At 66.2% G+C, this 21,883-nt stretch carries 21 protein-coding genes and 2 tRNA genes; 13 read left to right on the forward strand and 10 right to left on the reverse strand.

Going from position 1 to position 21,883, the window contains the following annotated elements; all coding sequences use genetic code 11:
- Positions 1-109: 109 nt before the first annotated feature.
- The 3 genes from AC1DKN_RS09480 to bcp form a co-directional block, all read right to left on the reverse strand.
- Complete coding sequence (locus tag AC1DKN_RS09480) at positions 110-787, reverse strand: fasciclin domain-containing protein (protein ID WP_476857810.1); 678 nt, start codon at positions 785-787, stop codon at positions 110-112.
- Between the two features lie 237 nt (positions 788-1,024).
- Positions 1,025-1,106 (reverse strand) — tRNA-Leu (locus AC1DKN_RS09485).
- Between the two features lie 118 nt (positions 1,107-1,224).
- Positions 1,225-1,698 (reverse strand): thioredoxin-dependent thiol peroxidase, encoded by a 474-nt coding sequence (gene bcp / locus AC1DKN_RS09490; RefSeq protein ID WP_476857809.1) that lies wholly within the window; start codon positions 1,696-1,698, stop codon positions 1,225-1,227.
- Positions 1,699-1,807: 109 nt separating this feature from the next.
- Here bcp and AC1DKN_RS09495 point away from each other — a divergent pair, with 109 nt between their 5' ends.
- Positions 1,808-2,290: a MarR family winged helix-turn-helix transcriptional regulator gene (locus AC1DKN_RS09495; protein ID WP_043433894.1), complete on the forward strand. Its 483-nt coding sequence runs from the start codon at positions 1,808-1,810 to the stop codon at positions 2,288-2,290.
- A gap of 89 nt (positions 2,291-2,379) precedes the next feature.
- On the opposite strand, the gene AC1DKN_RS09500 is transcribed toward AC1DKN_RS09495, so the two are convergent.
- Together AC1DKN_RS09500 and AC1DKN_RS09505 are read right to left on the reverse strand one after the other, a co-directional pair.
- Positions 2,380-2,769 (reverse strand): hypothetical protein, encoded by a 390-nt coding sequence (locus tag AC1DKN_RS09500; protein ID WP_476871104.1) that lies wholly within the window; start codon positions 2,767-2,769, stop codon positions 2,380-2,382.
- 366 nt (positions 2,770-3,135) lie between these two features.
- Positions 3,136-3,765, reverse strand: a complete 630-nt coding sequence (locus AC1DKN_RS09505; RefSeq protein WP_476857808.1) for a DUF2510 domain-containing protein — start codon at positions 3,763-3,765, stop codon at positions 3,136-3,138.
- Between the two features lie 288 nt (positions 3,766-4,053).
- Here AC1DKN_RS09505 and AC1DKN_RS09510 point away from each other — a divergent pair, with 288 nt between their 5' ends.
- Both AC1DKN_RS09510 and AC1DKN_RS09515 read left to right on the forward strand, forming a co-directional pair.
- Entirely contained in the window at positions 4,054-4,242 is a 189-nt protein-coding gene (locus AC1DKN_RS09510; RefSeq protein ID WP_476848899.1) for a hypothetical protein, read from the forward strand.
- An 869-nt stretch (positions 4,243-5,111) separates the two neighbouring features.
- Positions 5,112-5,366 carry a hypothetical protein gene (locus AC1DKN_RS09515; protein ID WP_476871105.1) on the forward strand — a complete coding sequence of 85 codons (255 nt, stop codon included), beginning with the start codon at positions 5,112-5,114 and terminating at the stop codon, positions 5,364-5,366.
- A 32-nt stretch (positions 5,367-5,398) separates the two neighbouring features.
- Here the strand turns inward: AC1DKN_RS09515 and AC1DKN_RS09520 are convergent, their stop codons facing one another.
- Complete coding sequence (locus tag AC1DKN_RS09520; protein WP_476871106.1) at positions 5,399-5,857, reverse strand: hypothetical protein; 459 nt, start codon at positions 5,855-5,857, stop codon at positions 5,399-5,401.
- Between the two features lie 189 nt (positions 5,858-6,046).
- A complete protein-coding gene (locus tag AC1DKN_RS09525; protein WP_476871107.1) occupies positions 6,047-6,592 on the reverse strand; it encodes a hypothetical protein in 546 nt (181 codons plus the stop codon).
- On the opposite strand from AC1DKN_RS09525, the gene AC1DKN_RS09530 reads away from it, so the two are divergent.
- The 5 genes from AC1DKN_RS09530 (at position 6,547) to AC1DKN_RS09550 (ending at position 11,822) form a co-directional block, all read left to right on the forward strand.
- Positions 6,547-7,173 carry a thymidylate synthase gene (locus tag AC1DKN_RS09530; protein WP_476871108.1) on the forward strand — a complete coding sequence of 209 codons (627 nt, stop codon included), beginning with the start codon at positions 6,547-6,549 and terminating at the stop codon, positions 7,171-7,173. The two genes, AC1DKN_RS09525 and AC1DKN_RS09530, sit on opposite strands and share 46 nt — an antisense overlap.
- Positions 7,174-7,386: 213 nt before the next feature.
- Positions 7,387-9,042 (forward strand): hypothetical protein, encoded by a 1,656-nt coding sequence (locus AC1DKN_RS09535; RefSeq protein ID WP_476871109.1) that lies wholly within the window; start codon positions 7,387-7,389, stop codon positions 9,040-9,042.
- On the forward strand, positions 9,035-9,280 hold the full coding sequence (locus tag AC1DKN_RS09540) for a hypothetical protein (protein WP_476871110.1): 246 nt from the start codon (positions 9,035-9,037) through the stop codon (positions 9,278-9,280). Before AC1DKN_RS09535 ends, AC1DKN_RS09540 begins: the two co-directional genes overlap by 8 nt.
- A gap of 91 nt (positions 9,281-9,371) precedes the next feature.
- A complete protein-coding gene (locus AC1DKN_RS09545) occupies positions 9,372-10,124 on the forward strand; it encodes a hypothetical protein (RefSeq protein ID WP_476871111.1) in 753 nt (250 codons plus the stop codon).
- Positions 10,125-10,559: 435 nt separating this feature from the next.
- A complete protein-coding gene (locus AC1DKN_RS09550; RefSeq protein ID WP_476871112.1) occupies positions 10,560-11,822 on the forward strand; it encodes a Fic family protein in 1,263 nt (420 codons plus the stop codon).
- Between the two features lie 646 nt (positions 11,823-12,468).
- Here the strand turns inward: AC1DKN_RS09550 and AC1DKN_RS09555 are convergent.
- From AC1DKN_RS09555 to AC1DKN_RS09565, 3 genes are all read right to left on the reverse strand, one after another.
- A tRNA-Lys gene (locus AC1DKN_RS09555) sits at positions 12,469-12,541 on the reverse strand.
- 116 nt (positions 12,542-12,657) lie between these two features.
- Complete coding sequence (locus tag AC1DKN_RS09560; protein WP_476857824.1) at positions 12,658-13,785, reverse strand: PQQ-dependent sugar dehydrogenase; 1,128 nt, start codon at positions 13,783-13,785, stop codon at positions 12,658-12,660.
- A gap of 46 nt (positions 13,786-13,831) precedes the next feature.
- On the reverse strand, positions 13,832-14,902 hold the full coding sequence (locus tag AC1DKN_RS09565; protein ID WP_476871113.1) for a sunset domain-containing protein: 1,071 nt from the start codon (positions 14,900-14,902) through the stop codon (positions 13,832-13,834).
- Between the two features lie 185 nt (positions 14,903-15,087).
- On the opposite strand from AC1DKN_RS09565, the gene AC1DKN_RS09570 reads away from it, so the two are divergent.
- The 5 genes from AC1DKN_RS09570 to ilvC all read left to right on the forward strand — a co-directional run bounded on the left by AC1DKN_RS09570 (position 15,088) and on the right by ilvC (position 21,855).
- Positions 15,088-16,020, forward strand: a complete 933-nt coding sequence (locus AC1DKN_RS09570) for a LysR family transcriptional regulator (protein WP_476871114.1) — start codon at positions 15,088-15,090, stop codon at positions 16,018-16,020.
- A gap of 135 nt (positions 16,021-16,155) precedes the next feature.
- Positions 16,156-17,877, forward strand: coding sequence for a dihydroxy-acid dehydratase (ilvD, locus tag AC1DKN_RS09575; protein WP_476857803.1), 1,722 nt, complete (start codon positions 16,156-16,158; stop codon positions 17,875-17,877).
- Between the two features lie 459 nt (positions 17,878-18,336).
- A complete protein-coding gene (locus tag AC1DKN_RS09580; RefSeq protein ID WP_028277928.1) occupies positions 18,337-20,235 on the forward strand; it encodes an acetolactate synthase large subunit in 1,899 nt (632 codons plus the stop codon).
- A 2-nt stretch (positions 20,236-20,237) separates the two neighbouring features.
- On the forward strand, positions 20,238-20,750 hold the full coding sequence (gene ilvN, locus AC1DKN_RS09585) for an acetolactate synthase small subunit (RefSeq protein WP_018773531.1): 513 nt from the start codon (positions 20,238-20,240) through the stop codon (positions 20,748-20,750).
- A 79-nt stretch (positions 20,751-20,829) separates the two neighbouring features.
- Complete coding sequence (ilvC, locus tag AC1DKN_RS09590; protein ID WP_026266449.1) at positions 20,830-21,855, forward strand: ketol-acid reductoisomerase; 1,026 nt, start codon at positions 20,830-20,832, stop codon at positions 21,853-21,855.
- Positions 21,856-21,883: the final 28 nt, after the last annotated feature.

The following is a 21,883-nucleotide window of genomic DNA, read 5'->3' on the forward strand; positions in this document are numbered from 1 at the left end:
GCGCACGGCAACGCAAAAAGCGGAGGCCCGCACCTGGTGGTGCGGGCCTCCGCTTCTCCTAGTGGTCCAGGGAGTCAGGCTGGAGCCGGGCAGGAGTGCAAAGGGCTGACTACTTGGGCATCAGGACTGAGTCGACCATGTAGACAGTGGCGTTGGCGGTCTGGACGCCGCCGCAGACAACGTTGGCGCCGTCAACCTTGAGGGCATCCTTGGTGCCGGTGACCGTCACCGAACCGCCTTCAACCGTCTTGTGGGTGCCGACGATCTGGTCCGGGGTGATCTTGCCGGGGACAACGTGGTAGGTCAGGATCTTGCTCAGCGTGGCGTCGTCCGTCTTCAGGGCCTCGATCGTGGCCGGATCGATCTTCTTGAAGGCGTCATCCGTCGGGGCGAAGACGGTGAATTCGCTGCCGTTGAGCGTGTCCACCAGGTTGACCTTGGGGTTGAGCTTGCCGGACACGGCGGCGGTCAGGGTGGTGAGGATCGGGTTGTTGGACGCCGCGGTGGCTACCGGGTCAAGCGCCATGCCGGAGACGGAGCCGGCACCGCTGGGAACCTGGGCGGCGTAGGCGGCGCAGCCGGAGCCGACGAGGTTGGCGGCCGGATCCATGGCCGCGGCGGAGGCGCTCGTGGAGGGGGAGGCCATGCTGGATTCCGCCGGTGCGGAGGACGGGGCCGAGGAGGCGGGGGCCGACGAGGCGCTGGATCCGCCACAGGCAGTGAGGCTGAGCATGGCGGCAGCTGCGATACCTGCAACGGCGAACGTGGTGCGCTTGATGTTCTGCATTTCGGTTTCTCCTTTGTTGTGCCGATGTTTGCCGGCGGCGAATTTTTGCCGCTGCGGCCCTTTCCCGACTGTTGGGCACCGACCCTTGGTTGGTGTCTCAATGGGTATTCGGCTGCTCGGAGGAAACGGATGGGTGCGGATGTGAAATTCTTTTTGGCGGGGTCAAAACTCCTGAAAAATCCCGGAACAGCGCCGGAAACCACAAGAACCCCGGTCCGAAGACCGGGGTTCTCTCTGTGCGCAAGGGGGGACTTGAACCCCCACGCCCGAAGGCACAGGAACCTAAATCCTGCGTGTCTGCCAATTTCACCACTCGCGCGCGGCGTCGTCGTCGTCCCGGGAAAGAACCCCGGCGGCGGACGCCAGGCTCCATTGTACCTATTGCCGGTTTGCTGGTTGCAACGGCTGCCGCGGGCGGACGGACCGGAGACCGGGGACTAGGCGTCGAGTTTCAGGTCCCGGCGAAGTTTGGCGACATGCCCGGTGGCCCGGACGTTGTACTGTGCGACGGCAACCCGGCCGTCGGCGTCGACGACGATGGTCGAGCGGATCAGGCCCTGGTAGGTCTTGCCGTAGTTTTTCTTTTCGCCCCAGGCCGCGTAGGCCTCGGCGACGGAGTGGTCCTCGTCGGAGAGCAGCGGGAAGTTCAGCCCTTCGGCGGCCGCGAACGCGGCAAGCTTCCCGACGGGGTCGGGGGAGATGCCCACGACGTCATAACCTGCGGCCTGAAGCGCGCCGAGGGAATCCCGGAAATCGCAGGCCTCCTTGGTGCATCCCGGCGTGGCGGCTGCCGGGTAGAAGTAGAGCACGGTCTTCCGGCCCCGGAAATCACGCAGGCTGACGTCCTGTCCTTCGGCGTTCTTGAGGGTGAAATCCGGTGCTGTGGCACCGGCGGTGAGTCGCTCGGACACGGGTGTCTCCTTGGTGAGGTTGGTCATGAAGCGGGGTGATAATCCAGCGTAGTGACGCGATCGGCGCCGGACGAATCCGCTGCTCGCTATACTCTTGGGTATGCCTGATATGGATCGCTGGCCCACGGGCCGCCTATTGTCCACGGCAGCACGTCTTGTAGAACACTCCTGGAACGAAAAATTGGGGGCCATTGGCCTGACCCATGCCGGGGTGATCGCCATGGAGGTGCTCTCGGCGAATGGGCCGATGACGCAAGCCCAATTGGCCCAGCTCGTCCGGGTCCAGGCCCAGACGATGGGCAAGACACTGAGCCGGCTGGAAGCGCACGGCCACATTTCGCGGCACCGCAGCACCTCCGACCGGCGCAGCCATGTGGTGTCGCTGACTGACCAGGGGCGCGAGGCGGTTGCCGCGGCCGCCGACATGGAACGTTCCGTGCTCGCCGCCACGCCCATTGACCCCGACGTGCTGCGGCAGGAGCTCCAGGCCGTGGTCAGGGTGCTGGCAACCAAGTCTTCCTCGCCGGAGGCCAATGCCATCGTCACGGCTGCCGAGCCGGGCGCCATTGCCGGGGCCACCCCGCTGAATTAGCCACGCTGCTGAGGGGGAACGGGAACGGGACGGCAGGGTTTCCCGCCGTCCCAATCAGTTCCGTTCTCGAGGCCTTCAGTGGTGACCGGTCACCAGGTGTTCCTGTGGTGGTTGTGTCTCTTATTGTCGTGCCGGTTTCCGTGATGGTCCCAGAACCCGTCCTTGTCATGCCGGCAGCCGTCCCGGCCCGTCCATGAGCCGCGGTGGTCGTTGTCGTCACGCCAGTTGCCATGATCGTCGCGCCAACCCCATCCGTCGTCCTTGTCATGCCACCGGTTCTCCCCGTCCCACCAGCCATTGCGCGTGTCGTGCCGGTTGTTGTCCCGCATGTGGTGCCGGTTCACAAATGAGGACTGACTCCAGGAGCTGGCGGAGGCGGTCGAAGTGGTAACGGCGGCGCTGGCAGGCACGGCGCTGGCGCCCAGGCCCAGTGCGGCGGTCACCGCGGTTGTTCCAATGATGCGAATAGCCTTGTTCATGAAACTTGGTCCTTACGGAGATCGATTTCCCTGGCCCCGGGGGCGGGCCGTGCAGGCATGCTGCCGGGGGCCCATGATTTCCGTGTCTGCTGACGCGATCCTCAGTGTGGGCACCGGGAGATCTGAATATCATTTTTGGTGGTCGCGTCGGGCCCTCTGGCCGGCGTTGTTGTCGGTCCGGGTCTGCAGGACCGGTCGCTCCAGAACTGTTGCCCGGAGCACCTTTCCAGTCAACGCCCCAGCATTGACTCTCAAAAGGGACTAAAGACCCTGTTTCTGCCGCAATCGGACGGATCGTTTCAGGAGCCAGGAAGCTGGCGGTCGGAGCAGCCCCGGCACGTTGGCCGCTGCCTGGGCTGACGCTGCCTACACCGTTACAGCCTGGTTCGCCAGGGTGGCGACGATGGCTGACATTTTGAGGCCGGTGAGCACCGCCGTGAGCAAGACGACGCTGATCGTGACCCACACCGGGGCGAGCCCACGACGCGGGGCGACCTCGTGGACGATCACGGAGCGGCCAATCACGTAGACCTCCCTGCTGAGGAACACCCACGCCCAGTGGAACGGCCGGACAACGCCGTCCTTGCGCAGCCGGTCCCAGTCCAGGTACGCCAGGAGGGCGGACACACCGTAGGCCACGAAACTGATTGCTATGAAGAGGAAGTAAGGCGCCGTGAAAATCGACGCCGGATCAATTGTCTGGATCTGCCGCGGGCCCACGGTGCGCAGCCGGAGCACAGGGTTCCAGAACATCAGCAGGATGAGCGGCACGAGCGGCAGGGCCACAATTGTCCAGATGTACGCGTTGTAGACCGGTGTCCGGTCGCTGATGCGCCTGCGCTGCGCCACCGGGTGGCGGGGCGGCGTCGCCTGGAACTGGGGTGCGTTGAACTGGCCGGTCCAGGCCGAACCGTTCCACCACTGAAGCCGGCCCGAGCCCGCCGGGTCCGGATACCAGCCAGGGCCAGGGGCGGAGGCGTTGGGTGGGACGGTCATGGCTGTTCATCCTTTGCGGGGCGTGGCGCGCGTTGGTTTCTTCTGTTCCGTGACAGAGCGTACAGGGGGATGGGCAACTCCATGATTCCCCCATTGGTCGCAGTGGTGCACTGGATGGAGTCTAACCGCGGCCCGTGCCGGCGGGAAGGCCGGCCGACGGCGCAGACCCGTCCGCTGGAACCCTTGGGCCAGCCTGCCGCCCAGGCGCAAAAGGGCAGTCCGGAAGTATCGACGCGCCAGCCGATCGGGAGGACGATTAATAGGCAATCACCACGAAGGAGGTCAGTGATGTGCTATTCGTACAACAGGGATTCCTGGCGGGAAACCAGGAAGGATGCCGCAAAGGAATCTGAGGATCGCCCGGAGACGCGGTCGCAGGCGCCGGAATTCAGGTTCTGGGCCTTCCCCCGCCGCAGCAAGGAGTTCACGGTCGAAGAACCGGAGAAGGTGCGCGACCGTTCCCGCGAGAAGGTCTGATAAATCGATGTGCATGAGGCGGCCGCTGAACCACACAGATCACTGTGACGGTTCGGCGGCCGTTTCATGGCCGGGCGGGCCGGCGGAGGCCAATGGCCGCGGAGACGCCTATGAGCAGGCCGCTGAGCGCCAGCAGGAATCCGCCGGCGAGACTGCCTTGCCCGTCCGGTCCGGGACCGACCCTGCCGGCCGCCGCTGCGGAAGGATTCGCCGTTGCGGACTCCGGGCCCTGGCCAGCGTCCGGCGACTGAGGGGCGGACGTTCCCGCCGTGGCCGGGACCGGAACGGAACCCGCCGCCGGTGGGGTGGGGGCTCCCTGGCTGACGGAGGGGGCGGGGCCCGGCGTCGGCGGAGCCGCGTCCTGTCCGGGGACCTGGCTTTGAGACGGCGACTGTGACGGTGGTTGGGGCGGCGCGGGGTCCGACGGCGGCGCTGTGCTGCCCGGGGGAGTCACACTGGGCGCCGGGGAAGCGGACGGTGGGCCCGGCGTCGGCGAGGCGGGGCAGATCTTTACGGGAAGAAGGCCGGCCGGCTTGCAGGGCCCGGCCGTGGCTGGCAGCGCAAGGACCAACGGCGAGACCGCGAGCAGCAGGGCCACGGCGGATGCGGACAAGGCCTTCCGGGTGGAGTTCATCCTCACCATCGTAGGGTTCCACCGCCGGCAGCCAGGGAATCCCGGCCTTTGCGTGTCTCCTTAGCCCGGGCAAGGTCTTCGCTCAGCAAGCCATCGTCACTGTGGACCAAGAATCGGTAGGGTGAGCCATCAGCACTGGGCAGCGACAGCGAACCCCGCTTCAGCCAAAGGCCCCAAGCATCCGGAGATCTGACTCATGCCGACCACTGAGGGCCGCAAGCGAATGGAACCCCGGATGACTCGCGGCTCCTGGAGGTTCAGCGCCTGGTCGGCCGCCGGGCTGGCCCTGTTCGGTGCTCTGCTCGCCCTCAACAAGCTCTGGCCGGAAAGAGGCTTCGACGCCGTCTCCTTCTGGATCTACACGGCCATGTTTGTGATGGGCGCGATCCAACTCCTGCATCTGCTCCGGGTCCGGAGAAACGACGCACCATTCTGGGACGCGGAAGAGGCCCGCCGAGCCGACTGGGACCAACGGGGCCGGCAGCTGTAGGACCGGCTCCGGCCGCACAGCAGACCTGGCACTCAACGCGGCAAGGATCTCCAGCTGCGGCCCTGGAAGGCCAGCACAATGGTCCAGGCGATCGGCACCAGCGGGGAGGCGGACTCACCCAGGAATGCGAGGACCGCAAAAACGATCCAGAGCCCGCCGGTGATGACGGACAGGACGACAAGCGCCTTGCGGGTCATTACGAAGGCGGGCATGTCGACACCTTCGGCTCGCAGGGCACGGGTTTCAGCGGCCGCTCCCCGGATCAGGGGGACGAAGACCGCGGCCAAGGCGGCAGCGAACACCACGGACCGCCACGGCTCGGGTATGCCCACTGCGCTCAGGACGCCCTGCAGGACACCGCTCAAGAGGAAGAGCCACAGCAACCCCCAGACGACCAGCCGGCGGCGCTTCGGCGGCATTCCCTCCAGTGAGTCGGACGGCCACGATTGCCACTCGTACGTTCTACCGCCATCACCGCTTCCCGAGGTCATGGCGACAGACTACGCGCACCCGTCCCTGCCGTAGTCGATGTCCTGGAACAGCCACGCCTCGCGACGCGAAAGGGATCGAGAGCAGCATTTACGGTCGGCATCAGTAGTCCCTCCACCGCGCGAGTCCCTCCACCACATGTTGGGCTGGGTCCGATGCGCCGAGTTGAGTCCGTACCAGGCTCGTTAGCCTCACTGGCCCGTGACTTTGATTCCGGCGACCGCCCCGGTCCAGGCGCCGGTCGGGTCCGGCCGGGTCAACTGGGCACTGACGTAGCCCTTCTGCAGTTGGACGACCTGCGATTGGGTTCGCGAGCAATCGACCTCGAACACCGTGTGCTCTGTTCCGGCCAGCGAGTTCTGGGAGAGGAAGATCTGGGCATGGGGGATGCCCACGCACGCCGCGGTGACTGTGTGCGGACCGGCGGTCGTCACCGTTGCGGCTTTGGTGAAGCCAACCCCTGGCCCGTCCGCCGGACCGGCGTCAGAGAGGAGGACGGACCCTGGCGCCCCGGCCAGACGCTTGTGCAGCTCGGCGTAGTTGCTCGCTTCCACGCCCAGCACCCCCGGATCTTTGGTCGGGGCGGCGGGCGCCGGCCGGTGGCTTTGCCCGGCCGCCGTCGGCCGGGGATCGCCCTCGTCCTCGTAGGCGCAGGAGGCCAAACTACCGGCGAGCAGCAGGCCAACAACATATGCCGCAGCGCAGCGGACTGTTTTCGTTCCCCCAGGACCAGACATGGGCCGAGTCTACGGTCACTGCCCAAAATGGCAAGCTGCGCCGCAAGGCCCCCAAATGGGTCGTCGCCTGGCTGGTCGTGTTCCTGATCGTCGCCGCCGTCGTCTCCGGATTCCCGATCTTCATGTACGCAATGATCCAGTCCGCGCCGGGACTGTACCCCAAGGAGGCCTTCACCCTCGGAAACCTGATGACCGGCGTCGCCATCAACCTGACCTGGTGGTCCTTCGTCGCGCTCCTGCCAATGATGATCGCCAAACGCAAACGACGCCCGCCGGTACCGCTGCCGGTCGCCGAAAATTACATGCCGGCAGAGCCCCTGACCGTCAAAGCTCACGGGGTCCCCGGGCGCACCCAACAGGCCGGGCTCGAGGTCGGAGAGTTCATCCACACCTTCGGCGACGCGCACATCTACGTCAACCACGTCGATCAGGTGAAGGATCAGCTTTCCCGCGAAGCCCGACCGTACCCGGCGCTGAAGATTACCAGGGAGCCTAATTCCATCTTCGACTACCGGCTCGAGGACTTCGAGATCATCGGCTGCGACCCGCACCCGAAGATCCAGGGCGAAGTGGCCGTCTAGCTCCGCACCTCGAATCGAATGACCTCATTCCTGCTTTGACCTGCGAAAACATTCCTGGCGCCCACGGTGTCCACGGGACGAATAGCCGGTACGATGACGATCGACGTCTATTGGGGGCGGCATCAAGCATTGGGGATCCATGATTAACTCAGAGGCCTTCATGGCCGTCACCGCAGACCCGCGCTTCGCCGCCGACCTGGTCGCACAGAACTGATGACCCGGTTCGACGTCTGGGTCCCTGATGAGTCCAGGGGCCAGGTGCTGTCCGCACTCGAGTCCCTGGACGCCCTTGACGAAGCCCTGCTGCAGTTGCCCGTGACGGTGAACGGCCTGGGGTCCGGACCGCTCCTTACGGGGGAGCAGCGGCCGGGCGGGCCCACCGTGATCGGCTTTTCGACCGGCTATGACGTGTTCGACAACGAGGGCTGGACCCCGGAGAAGTTCGCGGAGTTCGTGACCTCACGCAGCCACCTCCATGTCTTCATCGGAGGGAACCCGTGCCCTACCGTGGCGGCGCTTGCCGGCTATTTGCAGTCGCCGCTGCTGGTGGACGAAACCTACCCGACGGGATCCCGGGAGCTCACCCTCATCACCACCGACGGCAACGTCGCCCTCCTCAGGCTCGATGGCGGGCGGGACGACTCCGCCGACCTCATCCGGGAAACGTTCTTCACCGAAGGTCTTGATGCGGCACTGGCCGTTCCCGGATGGTTCCTCGCGAAGTCCGGCCTCGCGCCCTTCAGCGTCAGGAATGCCGCCCTCCACCGGCGGATGGACCTGGCTGTCTGGAAGTCCGGTGACGAGTACGGGAAGGTGGCGGTGCCGAAGGGCGCGGAACTGATCCCACTCAACATGGTGATCACCGATCACGACGACATCGATAGCAGGCGGCCAGTCATCGGCCATGTCCGCAGCTCGAAGCACCTGTACGAGATCGTCGTGCCGCCGCTCGATGAGCTGGGCCCGCTGGAGGTGACATGCGCCGTCGACGGGGTACTGCAACGCTTCATCGACCCGGTAACCGGCGAGGACAAAGGCCTCGGCGCCCACGCTGTCGACTGGGCCAACTGGATCCTCCGGGACTCAGTCCCCGGCTCGCAGCACAACGGGCCCTCATCCGAGGCCGAGCCGTGGCAGGGCGACGGGTTAGACGCCCGGATGTACCGCCTGGCGCACGGCATCGTGAACTATGAGGACCACGACACGGACACGACGTACTTCAGCACCGCGCGGGAGGTGGCAGCCTGGCTGCGGAGGTCGCTCGGCAACCACAGCGCGCCGATCACCGTTGGTGTGCTGGACGACGTGTCGTTCACCCTCGCCGCGGACAGCCCGACGCTGATCCAGAAGCACGTATTCGACCGGGCCGAGGGACTGCAGGCCGGATACCAAGCCAACGCGTTCCGGCCCTGGGCCGGCACCCAGAACTGGTGGCACCCGGAGTCCCGGGCCTACACCCGGAATCCGTCGCTGCAGACCGTCATGGATGGCCAGAAGCTCGAGGCCTACACAGCGGCGAACTGCCTCGACTACGCCGATCTGGAGCCGTACATGCTCCCCGCCGGCGCCCGGGCCAACGAGAACTCCTGGTTCGTCGTTCGGCTCGGCGACACACCGACGTGCATGGCGTTTCCCGCGCAGCGCACCATCCTCACGGTCAGCACAGACCACGACGGGGCTACCGCCGAGATCGCCGCGCACCAGTATTTCCGCTGGGTCAGCCGGAGCAGCCGCAAGCGGGACTTCAAGGAACAGTGGACGCGGTGGCTCGACGAGAGCCAGCCGCTGACCGCCGAAGAAATCCAGGCCGGCCTGAAAACCCTCGAGCAGATTATCGAAAGGAGCGACGATGAACCGGACGATGAATGACACAACCGACGGCATCCTGGTCGCTGGCGGGTTCGGCAACGGCCGGTGCCTGTGGGACGAATCCGTCTGCACGGACACACCGACGCACTTCGTGACGTTTGAGGAGGCCGGCGACGCGTCCGCCGACGTGTTCTGCGTCCGTCACTACGTGCTGACGCTGGCCCGCCTGTGCCAGATTCACCTACCGGACTGTGCCGGCGACTTTGCCGGGCACGTAGCCCGCCACGGCGAGCTCTAACACTCTCGAACCAGTCCGCGCAGGCCTCCCGGAGCCGAGCGGCACCATCCCCTACACACTAGACCGGGCATCAATACGAGGAGTCAGAACAATGGCATTTCCCCACGCAAGCTTCGAAACGTACACAGCACTGCGCGACATGGACATCAGTCATCCCGACATTGATGGTGCATGGCGGCTCGGCCAGATGGCGTCCTGGTCACGGTGGGGAACGACCACCGCCGACTTGGAGCCCATTACGGCCCACAGCAAGGACGGCTTCGACCAGCTCCAGCCGTTCACGACACGTGTCATCCTCTTCGCGATCAACCTGGGCGGTTCGTCAATCACCCCGGACCTGGAGGACTGGCGAAACTTTCACACTGAGGGCCATGGCGGCGACACCAAATTGAATTACAGCATTGCCATGGCAAAGGACCGGACGCCCGGAGGGGATCAGATCCCGGCCCTCTACATGACGGACGTCTTCAAGTTGATCGCCACCAAGGATGGGGAAAAGCTGAACAAACAGATCAAATTGGATCTCACGCAGGGCATCGACCACGTGGAACGTTGCGCCGCGATCCTGAGGGACGAGCTGAAGATCTGCATGGACGGCGCCGGCGGACAGGCTCCCACGCTGGTTGCCATGGGCGGCAAAGCATTCAACTGGCTGACGGGCGCGGAGGCGGATAAGCGGATCGCCGACGTCGTGGACGAGGTACTCGGTGACGGCGCCAGCAAGCGTGTCCGGAGAATGCCGCACTACACCTACGGAGGCAAACACGAGGAACGGGCTGCAGCACTCCACCCGGTGCTGGAGGAAATCCACCTGGAGCAACAGAACATGTCGCCGATGCGCTGACAATCCGTTCCCGAGTCCGCCACGGCGAGCTCTAGGCCCGGGCCTCCAGCAACCAGGAACAAGGGGAGGGTGCGTTACGCCCCTCCCTTTGTACTGCCAGGAGATGCACCTTCCCCATTGAGCGCTTGCGTCCCGCGGCATGCCGGGGGAATCAAACCCCCAGGGCCGTCTAGCCAGGATCTTGCTGGACCCGAGTCCCGGTCCGATACATCAGTTCGGTTGCCAGGCCGGTGACGGGGGAGCCGAGGCCGTCGAATTCGGCCTGGAAGTCCGCACCGCTGTAAGTGAGGCCAGGGATATTCAGGACGTCGGACAAGTGTAAGAATGCCTGCGGCGCTCTGGCACTTCGGCAGCCGAATGAGAAACCGGCCCCGCGATATTCTCATTTTGCATACGTTATGAGAAAATCAGGGCAACGCTTTCTCAGGGGGGGACATGACCGAACAGCCACGCGAGACTACCGGCCGGTATGCAGAGTTCGCCCACCGCGAGCCGTCACTGACGCTGGGCGCCGCCGCGGCCGCCGCGACGTGGCCGGGGATCACGTACGAGGAATATCCCTGGGACGCCGACCCTGACCATGGCGCGTCCCGGCGGCAGCGGCTGCTGGCCCGCGGACCCTACGAGGCTGCCGTCGTGCCCGAGATCGAAAACCTGGACCCGCAGGTGGATTCCCGCACCCAGGCGCTGGTGGAAGCCGCCACCATGGAGATGGTCCGCTTCGACGCTGAGCTGGGCCAGGACACAGCCCCGTTCGCAGCCCTGCTGCTGCGCAGCGAATCAGCGTCCAGCTCCCAGATCGAGAACCTGACCGCCGGCGCCCGGCGCATCGCCCTGGCGCAGCTGGGGGACACCTCGAGTACGAACGCCTCCCTGATCGCCTCCAACGTCAAGGCGATGCAGGCTGCCATCGACCTGTCCGAGGACCTGTCGGTGGAGAACATCGCCGTCATGCACCACGCGCTGCTGAACGCCTCCGACCAGAAGATCGCCGGTGAATACCGCCAGGCGCAGAACTGGATCCGAGGAAACTCACCGCACACCGCCGAGTTCGTCCCGCCGCACCCGGACCGGGTCCTGCCGGCGATGGAGGACCTGGTCGCCTTCATGCGCCGCGACGACATCCCGGCGCTGACCCAGGCGGCCATCGCGCACGCCCAGTTCGAAACCATCCACCCGTTCGCCGACGGCAACGGCCGCACCGGACGCGCCATCGTGTCCGCCCTGCTGCGGGCCAAGGGCGTCACCGAGAAAGTCACCATCCCCGTCTCCTCCGGCCTGCTGACCAACACCGGCCTGTACTTCGACGCGCTCGGCGCCTACCGCGAGGGCAGCATCCAGCCCATCGTGGAGCGCTTCGCAGAATCCGGTGTCGATGCAGTGGGCAACGGCAGGCTGCTGGCGGCCGAGATCCGCGGCGTGGAGGGCGACTACCTCGAACGCTTCACCCGGGCCCCGGCTTCGGTCCGCCGGATCGTAGCGATGCTCCCCGGGGAGCCGGCCGTCACCGCCGAGATGATCAGCGAACATACCCAGGTTCCGCTGGCCACCGTCTATCGTGCGATCGAGCGGATTGAGGGCGCCGGTGTCCTGACGCCGGCCGGCAAGATCCGCGGCACCCGGGTCTGGGTGGCCGGCGACATCATCGCCGCCCTGGACAACTTCGCGGCCCGCACAGGCCGCCGGACCCGGCACTGAAAAGTTTCTTGCCGGGGCGGTGAGAGGGATTCAAAGCTCCGGGCACATTGGTCCTGGCACGCGCTGCCCCGTCCAGAGCCACCTTCAGGGATGTCCGGGGATTTGACCGACATTCGGCGAGGACCTGAAGAGGATCAAACGGTATGCATGTCGCCTCGCCACCCAGCTCCCGTACTTCTGGGTCCTGAGCCCTGACCATCGAGGGCGGGCTAGAGCATCAACGTCACGAAGATGCATCGGGCGACGATTTTTTACCAGGCACGACGGCCAGTCATTCGCAACTGGGGTACGTCGCGCTCTCCATGCAACCTGACTCGCACCGGAAGGTGTCCGCGCCGACTAATCCAAGGGAACTGTCAATGCGACCGACGCGTAGACACAGCTGTCTATGTTAATCATCCAGGTCTGATCCAGATCCATTGGGATCTTTTAACTACAGTGTTCCTACTGGTCAAGTAGCGGCCCATGAGGTCCGAAGCCCACCGTGTACGGACTGCATCCAGGGCGGAATCGAGCCCGAAATGGAGCTCCTTGGGCTTCCCATGCCGGAGGTCAGGCCAGAATAAATATCCCCTCGGAGGGATTATGGCAAAAAGAAACCCCGTCTTACATGGCTGGAAGCCTGTAAGACGGGGTTTCTCGCTTGTGCACCCCCCGGGACTCGAACCCGGAACCCATTGATTAAGAGTCAATTGCTCTGCCAGTTGAGCTAGAGGTGCATCTGTTGTTTTCGTTCACCGGGGCTTTTTATTTCCCGCGTTGTTCTCCGCAACGACATGAAACTCTACACGAGATTGGCTGTCGTGTGAAATCGAGGGGCGCGGGATGGTCCAGGTCAGCCGGGGAGGTTCAAAATCAGCGCGAAATCAGGGTTTTGCCCGTTGCTGAGGAGCCACAGGCGCCCGTCAGGAGCGAGTGAAACGTTGCGCACCCGGCCGTACTTTCCTGTGAAATAGCTCACAGGATCTCCGGCGAATTCGCCGTTGAGGGGAACGACCCAGAGCCTTTGGCCGCGCAGGGCGCCCAGGTAGGCGGTGCCGCCGACAATTTCGAGTCCGCTGGGGGAAGACTCCGCCGTCGACGGCCACACCACCTTGGCGTCCAGGAAGCCGGGGCGGTGCGGGGCGCCCGTCACCTCGGGCCAGCCGTAGTTGCCGCCCGGCACGATCAGGTTGAGCTCGTCGTTGACGTCCGGGCCGAATTCGCTGGCCCAGAGCCGGCCCGCGCTGTCCCAGGCCAGTCCCTGGACGTTCCTGTGGCCAAAGCTGTAGACCGGGTTATCACCAAACGGGTTTCCTGGTGCCGGCCTGCCATCCGGAGTGAGGCGGAGGATCTTCCCGCCCAGCGCCGCGCGGTCCTGCGGCTGCTCCCGGCGCTGCGAATCGCCCGTCCCCACATACAGGAAACCGTCGGGCCCAAAGCGGATCCGGCCGCCGTTGTGCGTGCCGGCCTTGGAAATGCCGGTGAAAACCGGTTCCAAGGCGCCGAGCTCCAGCCTGCCGCCACGTTCCTCCAGCCGCATGCGGGCGATTCTGTTGTCCGCCGCCGCGGTGAAGTAGGCGTAGAGGTAACGGTCCGACGCGAAGTTGGGGGAAAGGGCAAGGCCCAGGAGGCCGCCTTCGCCGCCGGGCACGACGCCGGGCACTTTGCCGACCGTACCGAGCTGTCCGTCTTTGATGGTCCTGAGCAGTGCTGTGTCGCGCTCGGAGATGACCGCGGTGCCGCCGGGTAGATGGACCGTGGACCACGGCAGCTGCAGCCCATTAACCCGGCCCGCAACCGTGGGCTCACCCGCTGCCCCGGCCGTACCCGCTGCGCCGGTGGCAGTGCGGTCTCCCGGCTGAACCACGGGCGAGGTTGAGCCGCCGGTGCAGGCGCTCAAGAAAAACAGGACAACGGCAAGCGCCACGGCCCGGGCCGCTGCCCTGCCAGCGAAGCGCCTGCCGGTAAAACGCGGGAGTATCAAGGGACGCGTTGAGGGGGGATGGGTCGGCCGCCCGGACCGCCGGCTACTGCCGTGTCCGGCGCGGCGGCCGAAACCCGGCTGCTTCGGCGTGGGCCGGGGAGGCAAACCACACCTCAGCCCGGGTTTCTTCATACGCCGGGCTGGTCTCGTCGTGGTAGATCATTGACGAGGCATTGCCCTTGACTGTGAAACCCTCAGGGCCGCTTCCGTCAGCCGCCGGAGCCGCTGAGCCCTCGCCGTAGGGCTGCTCGGTGGCCAAGTGGCCGGTGGGCTCGGCCGTTTGGCTGGCGGAGGCCTCGGCCCCTGCCGGCGAGGCCGCCATCTGCGTCGTTTCCGTGTCAGCGGGACCTGCGGGCTGTGTCCCGGCGTCGGGCACTCCGGGCATCGCCGTGCCGATGCCGGTACCAGCGCCAGTGCTGGTTGAAGTGGCCGTGCCGGTAACGGTGTCCTCGTCGTCGGCCGGTTCCGCGGCTGCCGATTCCGCCCCGGGCAGAGTCGGCGCGTGGGGCTCAGTGTATTCGGGGTGGTGGACGGGCAGGCCTGCCGGTCCAGTCTCCGCAGCAGCGCCAAGCTCGGCGGCCGTCACGGCGTGCGCACCGCGGGCCGGCTCAGCGTGGGCGGCGGTGTGTGTCTCCGCCGGCGGGGCGGTCTCGGACCACTGGGTCTCCCACTCGGCATTGCCCGGGGCTCCCGTTGCTTCCGGGGCGGCCTCGGCGCCCGGCTCGATGGTCGGGGCCGCGGTGGCCGCTGCGGGCTCGGTCGCCTCGGGGGCAGCCGTGGCCTCCCGGGCCGCTGCGTCCGGCTCAGGCGCAGGCGCTGCCTTGGGCGCGGCCATCCCGGCACCGGCGGCACCCGCCGTCGGACCCGCGGCCCCGGCCGCTGCCGGGCCAACCGGACTGGCCGCCGCCGTCGAACTGGCCGCCGAACCGCTCTCCGCGCCAGACACCGGCGTCGAACCGGCGGGGCTGCCAGAAGAAATGCCGGCAGCAGTGCCGGTGCTGGTGCCTGCGGCGGATGAGGAATCTGCGCCCGGGCCGCTCTTGTTGCGGTTCAGCAGCCGCCAGACCACAGCGACCACCACGATGATGACAACGAGCCAGACGATCCAGTCCATAGCAGAGCCTTTCAGTCCGTATTCAGCCCATGAGGCATGGTTGCCGATGCTTGACGTTACGTCCGGGCAAAGCCGGCTGTCCACCCTCCCGGCGGCCAAATGCCGGGCATTCCTGGAGCGGATCCCCGGCCCGGTGAGCAACCCGGAACCGGAATCAAACCCGGCCCGGCGTGTAGCCTCGCCTCATGGATTTCAAGCGACTGCAGATACTGCGTGAACTCGCCGGCCGCGGGACCGTAGGCGCCACGGCCGAGGCCATGAAGGTCACGCCATCTGCAGTGTCGCAGCAACTGAAGACCCTCCAGGAGGAACTGGGCGTCGTCCTGGTGGAGAAGTCCGGCAGGGGAGTGCGCCTTACCGAGGCAGGGCTGGCCATGGCAGGCGCCGCCGCCGACGTGTCGACGGCCATGGCGCGGGCGGAAGCAACCATCGACACGTACCGGCGCGGCTGGCAGACGCGGGTGGTGGCAGCCTTCTTTCCCAGCGCCGCGGAGATGTTCCTGCCGGGCATGCTGCACCGGGTCAAGGCCGTCGAGGGGCTGCGGTTCGAGGCGCATTTCGAGGACCCGGGCGTTGCAGGGTTCGCCGGGCTGACCGCGGACTACGACATCGTCCTGGCGCACAGTGTCGACGGTCCGGAAGTCTTCGGCGGCCAGGGCCTGACAGTGGTGCCGCTGCTGGACGAACCCCTGGACGTGGCTTTGCCGGCCGGGCACGCTTTGGCCGGCAAAGCCACACTGTGCGCCGAGGACGTCGTCGGCTTTCCGTGGATGGGAGTCCCGGAGGGATTCCCCTTCGACACCGTGCTGCGCCAGATCGAGGTGCGGGCCGACTCGCAGGCGGTCCGGGCCCAGCAGTTCCCGGATTTGCGGGTCCTGGAAGCCCTGGTCAGCGCCGGGCACGGGCTGAGCCTGCTGCCGCGGTACACGGCGGTCAGCAACCAGGGCCGGGGGTTCGTCCTGCGCCCGCTCGAGGGTGTGAAGGCCAGCCGGAGCATCGTGGCGCTGGCCCGTCCGGACGTCGCGGCCCGGACCACCATCCAGCAGGTCCTGGCGATGCTCAAGGCCGAGGCCCAAGGTGTCGCCGAGGCCCCGGAACTGCGTGACACGGCTCACTAGGCCTAGGTCAAATCGGGTCCCGGTTTCATGATGTGAGACGAGAGTCCACTATTTGATCGAAATATTCCCGGTTTTCCGCTTAACGCTCCGTTCTTGGGTCGTTGGCGCCTGTAGCAGAGCCCTAGACTTTGAGCCATGAGTCAGGACACCCACACAGCAGCAGACACCAAGCCGGACATCAAGCCCCGCAGCCGGGTCGTTACCGATGGAATCCACGCCGCCCCCGCTCGCGGCATGTTCCGGGCGGTCGGCATGGGCGACGACGACTTCGCCAAGCCGCAGATCGGCGTGGCGAGCTCGTGGAACGAGATCACCCCCTGCAACCTTTCGTTGAACCGGCTCGCCCAGGGCGCCAAGGAAGGCGTCCACGCCGGCGGCGGGTTCCCCATGCAGTTCGGCACCATCTCCGTCTCGGACGGCATCTCCATGGGCCACGAGGGCATGCACTTCTCCCTGGTCTCCCGCGAAGTCATCGCCGACTCCGTCGAGACGGTCATGCAGGCCGAGCGGATCGACGGCTCTGTGCTCCTGGCCGGCTGCGACAAGTCGCTGCCCGGCATGCTGATGGCCGCGGCCCGCCTGGACCTGGCCGCCGTGTTCCTCTACGCCGGCTCCATCATGCCCGGCTGGGTCAAGCTCGAGGACGGCTCCGAAAAGGAAGTCACCCTCATCGACGCGTTCGAGGCCGTCGGCGCGTGCGCCGCCGGCAAGATGAGCCGCGAGGACCTGGACCGCATCGAAAAGGCCATCTGCCCGGGCGAGGGCGCCTGCGGCGGCATGTACACCGCCAACACCATGGCCTGCATCGGCGAGGCCCTGGGCATGTCCCTGCCAGGCTCGGCCGCACCGCCCTCCGCGGACCGCCGCCGCGACGCCTTTGCGCACAAGTCCGGCGAAGCCGTGGTCAACCTCCTGCGCCTGGGCATCACCGCCCGCGACATCATGACGCGCAAGGCGTTCGAGAACGCCATCGCCGTCACGATGGCCTTTGGCGGTTCCACCAACGCCGTGCTGCACCTGCTCGCGATCGCCCGCGAAGCCGAGGTGGAGCTGACGCTGGAGGACTTCAACCGGATTGGCGACAAGATCCCGCACCTGGGCGACCTCAAGCCGTTCGGCCGCTACGTCATGACCGACGTCGACAAGATCGGCGGCGTGCCGGTGATCATGAAGGCACTGCTCGACGCCGGCCTGCTGCACGGTGACTGCCTCACCGTCACCGGCAAGACCGTGGCCGAGAACCTCGCCGCGATCAACCCGCCGGACCTGGACGGCAAGATCCTGCGCGCACTGGACAACCCGATCCACAAGACCGGCGGCATCACCATCCTGCACGGCTCGATGGCCCCGGAAGGAGCTGTCGTCAAGAGCGCCGGCTTCGACGCCGACGTCTTCGAGGGCACGGCCCGCGTGTTCGAACGCGAACAGGGCGCGCTCGATGCCCTGGACAAGGGTGAGATCCACAAGGGCGACGTCGTCGTGATCCGCTACGAAGGCCCCAAGGGCGGCCCCGGCATGCGCGAGATGCTCGCCATCACCGGCGCCATCAAGGGCGCGGGCCTGGGCAAGGACGTCCTGCTGCTGACCGACGGACGGTTCTCCGGCGGAACCACCGGCCTGTGCATCGGCCACGTCGCGCCGGAAGCCGTCGACGGCGGCCCCATCGCGTTCGTCAAGGACGGCGACCGGATCCGCGTGGACATCGCGGCCCGCACCTTCGACCTCCTGGTCGACGGCGCCGAGCTCGAGGCCCGCAAGGTCGGCTGGGAGCCGCTCCCGGCCAAGTTCACGAAGGGTGTGCTCGCCAAGTACGCCAAGCTCGTCCACAGCGCCTCCACGGGCGCGTATTGCGGCTGATCCTCCGGGCCTGGGTGACCAGGCTTAATACGGGAAGCTCCGAGGGGCCCCGAACGCACGGCGTCCGCGCCGGGTGTTCGGGGTAGGAGATTCCCGCCTGCCGCCGATGGCTGCAGGCTCTCCAAGGGAAAACGATGGTCCCAACCAGTGGACACCGTTGTCCAAATAGTGAGACACTGGCCGGGCTCGTTGACACCCGTCTCACTCAGAGGGAAAACTGAACGCATGATCGAGATCGTTACAGCCGGAGTCACTGAATTTGAGTGCACTGCAGTCGAGAGCGCTGCAGGTGTTTCCGTCGTACTTACCAAGCGCGTGGCTCATTAGCCTTCACTGGTAACGAACCGTCACGCGCAACCCCTCGAAGAGCCCGCCGGCTGAGGGGTTTTTTTATTTCCCGCAGCACCAGAACAATCCAGTAGTTCCACGATCACCGAAGATCCACAAAGGAAGAGTCCGATGAGCAAAGGATCGCCGATCAGCCCCTCGCTGATGGCCACCAAGTCCACTGGAGCCCACAAGGCTCCGGAACGCGTCGAACGTCCGGCTGACGCCGGCGTCGACTCTGCTGCCGTCTCTCCTGTCCTCGGACCGAACAACGTCGTACCCCCGACGGTCATGACCGGTTCGCAAGCAATTGTCCGCTCGCTCGAAGAACTCGGCGTCCAGGACATTTTCGGTTTGCCCGGTGGCGCGATCCTGCCCACCTACGACCCCTTGATGGCCTCCAAAATGAACCACGTTCTGGTCCGTCACGAACAGGGAGCCGGCCACGCCGCGCAAGGCTACGCCATGGTTACCGGACGGGTTGGCGTCTGCATCGCCACCTCGGGCCCGGGTGCCACCAACCTCGTTACCGCCATCATGGACGCCCACATGGACTCCGTGCCGATAGTGGCCATTACCGGCCAGGTCTCCAGCGGGGTGATCGGCACCGACGCCTTCCAGGAAGCGGACATCGTCGGGATCACCATGCCGATCACGAAGCACTCCTTCCTGGTCACGGACCCCAACGACATCCCGCACGTGATGGCCGAGGCGTTCCACCTGGCGTCCACCGGACGCCCGGGCCCGGTCCTTGTGGACGTCGCCAAGGATGCCCAGCAGGGCCAGATGACGTTCTCTTGGCCGCCCAAGATCGATCTCCCGGGATACCGGCCGGTGGTGCGCGGCCACAGCAAGCAGGTCCGCGAGGCTGCCCGGCTCATTTCCGGTGCCAGCAAGCCCGTGCTCTACGTCGGCGGCGGAGTGGTCAAGGCCCACGCCTCGGCCGAGCTGCGCGAACTGGCCGAGCTGACCGGCGCCCCCGTGGTCACGACCCTGATGGCCCGGGGCGTGTTCCCGGACTCGCACCCGCAGCACGTTGGCATGCCGGGCATGCACGGCACGGTTTCCGCCGTGACAGCCCTGCAGCAGTCGGACCTGCTGATCACCCTGGGCGCCCGGTTCGATGACCGCGTGACCGGCATCCTGAAGTCCTTCGCCCCGAACGCCAAGGTCATCCACGCCGACATCGATCCGGCGGAAATCTCCAAGAACCGCACGGCCGACGTCCCGATTGTCGGCTCGGTCAAGGAGATCATCCCGGAGCTGACCGAGGCCCTGCGCCTGCAGTTCGAAGCCTTCGGCACCCCGGACCTGACCACCTGGTGGGCCTTCCTTAACAACCTCAAGGAAACCTACCCGCTCGGCTGGACCGAACCCGAGGACGGCCTCAGCGCCCCGCAGCGCGTCATCGAACGCATCGGCGCCCTGACCGGTCCCGAGGGCGTCTATGTCGCCGGCGTCGGACAGCACCAGATGTGGGCCTCGCAGTTCATCAAGTACGAACGCCCGCACGCCTGGCTCAACTCCGGCGGCGCCGGCACCATGGGCTACGCCGTGCCGGCGGCCATGGGCGCCAAGGTGGGCGAACCGGACCGCGTGGTGTGGGCGATCGACGGCGACGGCTGCTTCCAGATGACCAACCAGGAACTGGCCACCTGCGCGATCAACAAGATCCCCATCAAGGTCGCCATCATCAACAACTCCTCCCTGGGCATGGTCCGGCAGTGGCAGACCCTCTTCTACGAGGGCCGCTACTCCAACACCGACCTGAACACGGGACATGACACGGTCCGTATCCCGGACTTCGTCAAGCTGGCGGACGCCTACGGCTGCGCTGCCTTCCGGTGCGAACGCGACGAGGACATCGACGCCACCATCCAGAAGGCGCTGGAGATCAATGACCGCCCGGTGGTCATCGACTTCGTCGTGAGCCCCAACTCGATGGTGTGGCCGATGGTCCCCGCGGGGGTCAGCAACGACCAGATCCAGGTTGCCCGCAACATGACCCCGGAATGGGAAGAGGAGGACTGAACATGACCCGCCACACATTGTCCGTTCTGGTCGAAGACAAGCCCGGTGTGCTGACCCGCGTCGCCAGCCTCTTCGCCCGCCGGGCCTTCAACATCAATTCCCTGGCCGTCGGCCCCACCGAGGTCCCGGGCATGTCCCGGATGACCGTGGTGGTCGACGCCGATGGCGAGCTGATCGAACAGGTCACGAAGCAGCTGAACAAGCTGGTCAACGTGATCAAGATCGTCGAGCTCACCTCCGAATCTTCCGTACAGCGTGACCACATCCTGGTCAAGGTACGTGCGGATGCCGCAACACGCCTGCAGGTCACCCAGGCTGCAGACCTGTTCCGCGCTTCAGTGGTCGACGTCTCCACAGAGTCGGTGGTCATTGAGGCAACGGGCCACCCCGAGAAGCTCACGGCACTCTTGTCAGTGCTGGAGCCTTTCGGCATCCGCGAAATCGTGCAGTCCGGCACCCTGGCCGTTGGGCGGGGATCCCGCTCCATGAGTGACAGGGCCCTCCGCAGCGCGTAACACCGCCGGAGCCGCCCCCGTTGTACCGCAGCACCACAGACAATATCTACGAAGAATCCACTCAAAAGGAGACACCCCAGTGACTGAAATGTTTTACGACGACGACGCCGACCTGTCGATCATCCAGGGCCGCACCGTCGCCGTCATCGGTTACGGCTCCCAGGGCCACGCCCACGCCCTCAGCCTCCGCGATTCCGGCGTTGACGTCCGCGTCGGCCTGAAGGAAGGCTCGAAGTCCCGCGCCAAGGCCGAGGCCGAGGGCCTGCGGGTCCTGAACGTTGCCGACGCCGTCGCCGAGGCCGACCTCATCATGGTCCTGACCCCGGACCAGGTCCAGCGCCACGTGTACGCCGAGGACATCGCCCCGAACCTGCAGCCGGGCGACGCCCTGTTCTTCGGCCACGGCTTCAACATCCGCTACGGCTACATCCAGCCCCCGGCCGACGTCGACGTCGCCCTCGTCGCCCCCAAGGGCCCGGGCCACATCGTGCGCCGCGAGTTCGAAGCCGGCCGCGGCGTGCCGGACCTGATCGCCGTCGAACAGAACCCGTCCGGCAAGGCCAAGGAACTGGCCCTGTCCTACGCCAAGGCGATCGGCGGCACCCGTGCGGGCGTCATCGAGACCACCTTCACCGAAGAGACCGAAACCGACCTCTTCGGCGAGCAGGCTGTCCTCTGCGGCGGCGCCTCGCAGCTGATCCAGTACGGCTTCGAAACCCTCACCGAGGCTGGCTACAAGCCCGAGGTCGCCTACTTCGAGGTGCTGCACGAGCTCAAGCTGATCGTCGATCTCATGGTCGAGGGCGGCATCGCCAAGCAGCGCTGGAGCGTCTCGGACACCGCGGAATACGGCGACTACGTCTCCGGCCCCCGCGTCATCACCCCGCAGGTGAAGGAAAACATGAAGGCTGTCCTCGCGGACATCCAGGACGGCACCTTCGCCAAGCGCTTCATCGACGACCAGGACGCCGGCGCGCCGGAGTTCAAGGCGCTGCGCAAGAAGGGTGAGGACCACCCGATCGAGGCCACCGGCCGCGAACTGCGCAAGCTGTTCTCCTGGATCAAGAACGAAGACGACTACACCGAAGGAACAGTGGCGCGCTAGGCATTGCCCGGCAGGGGAGCCGGACACC

The sequence above is a fragment of the Arthrobacter sp. 01N444 genome (genome assembly GCF_056399305.1).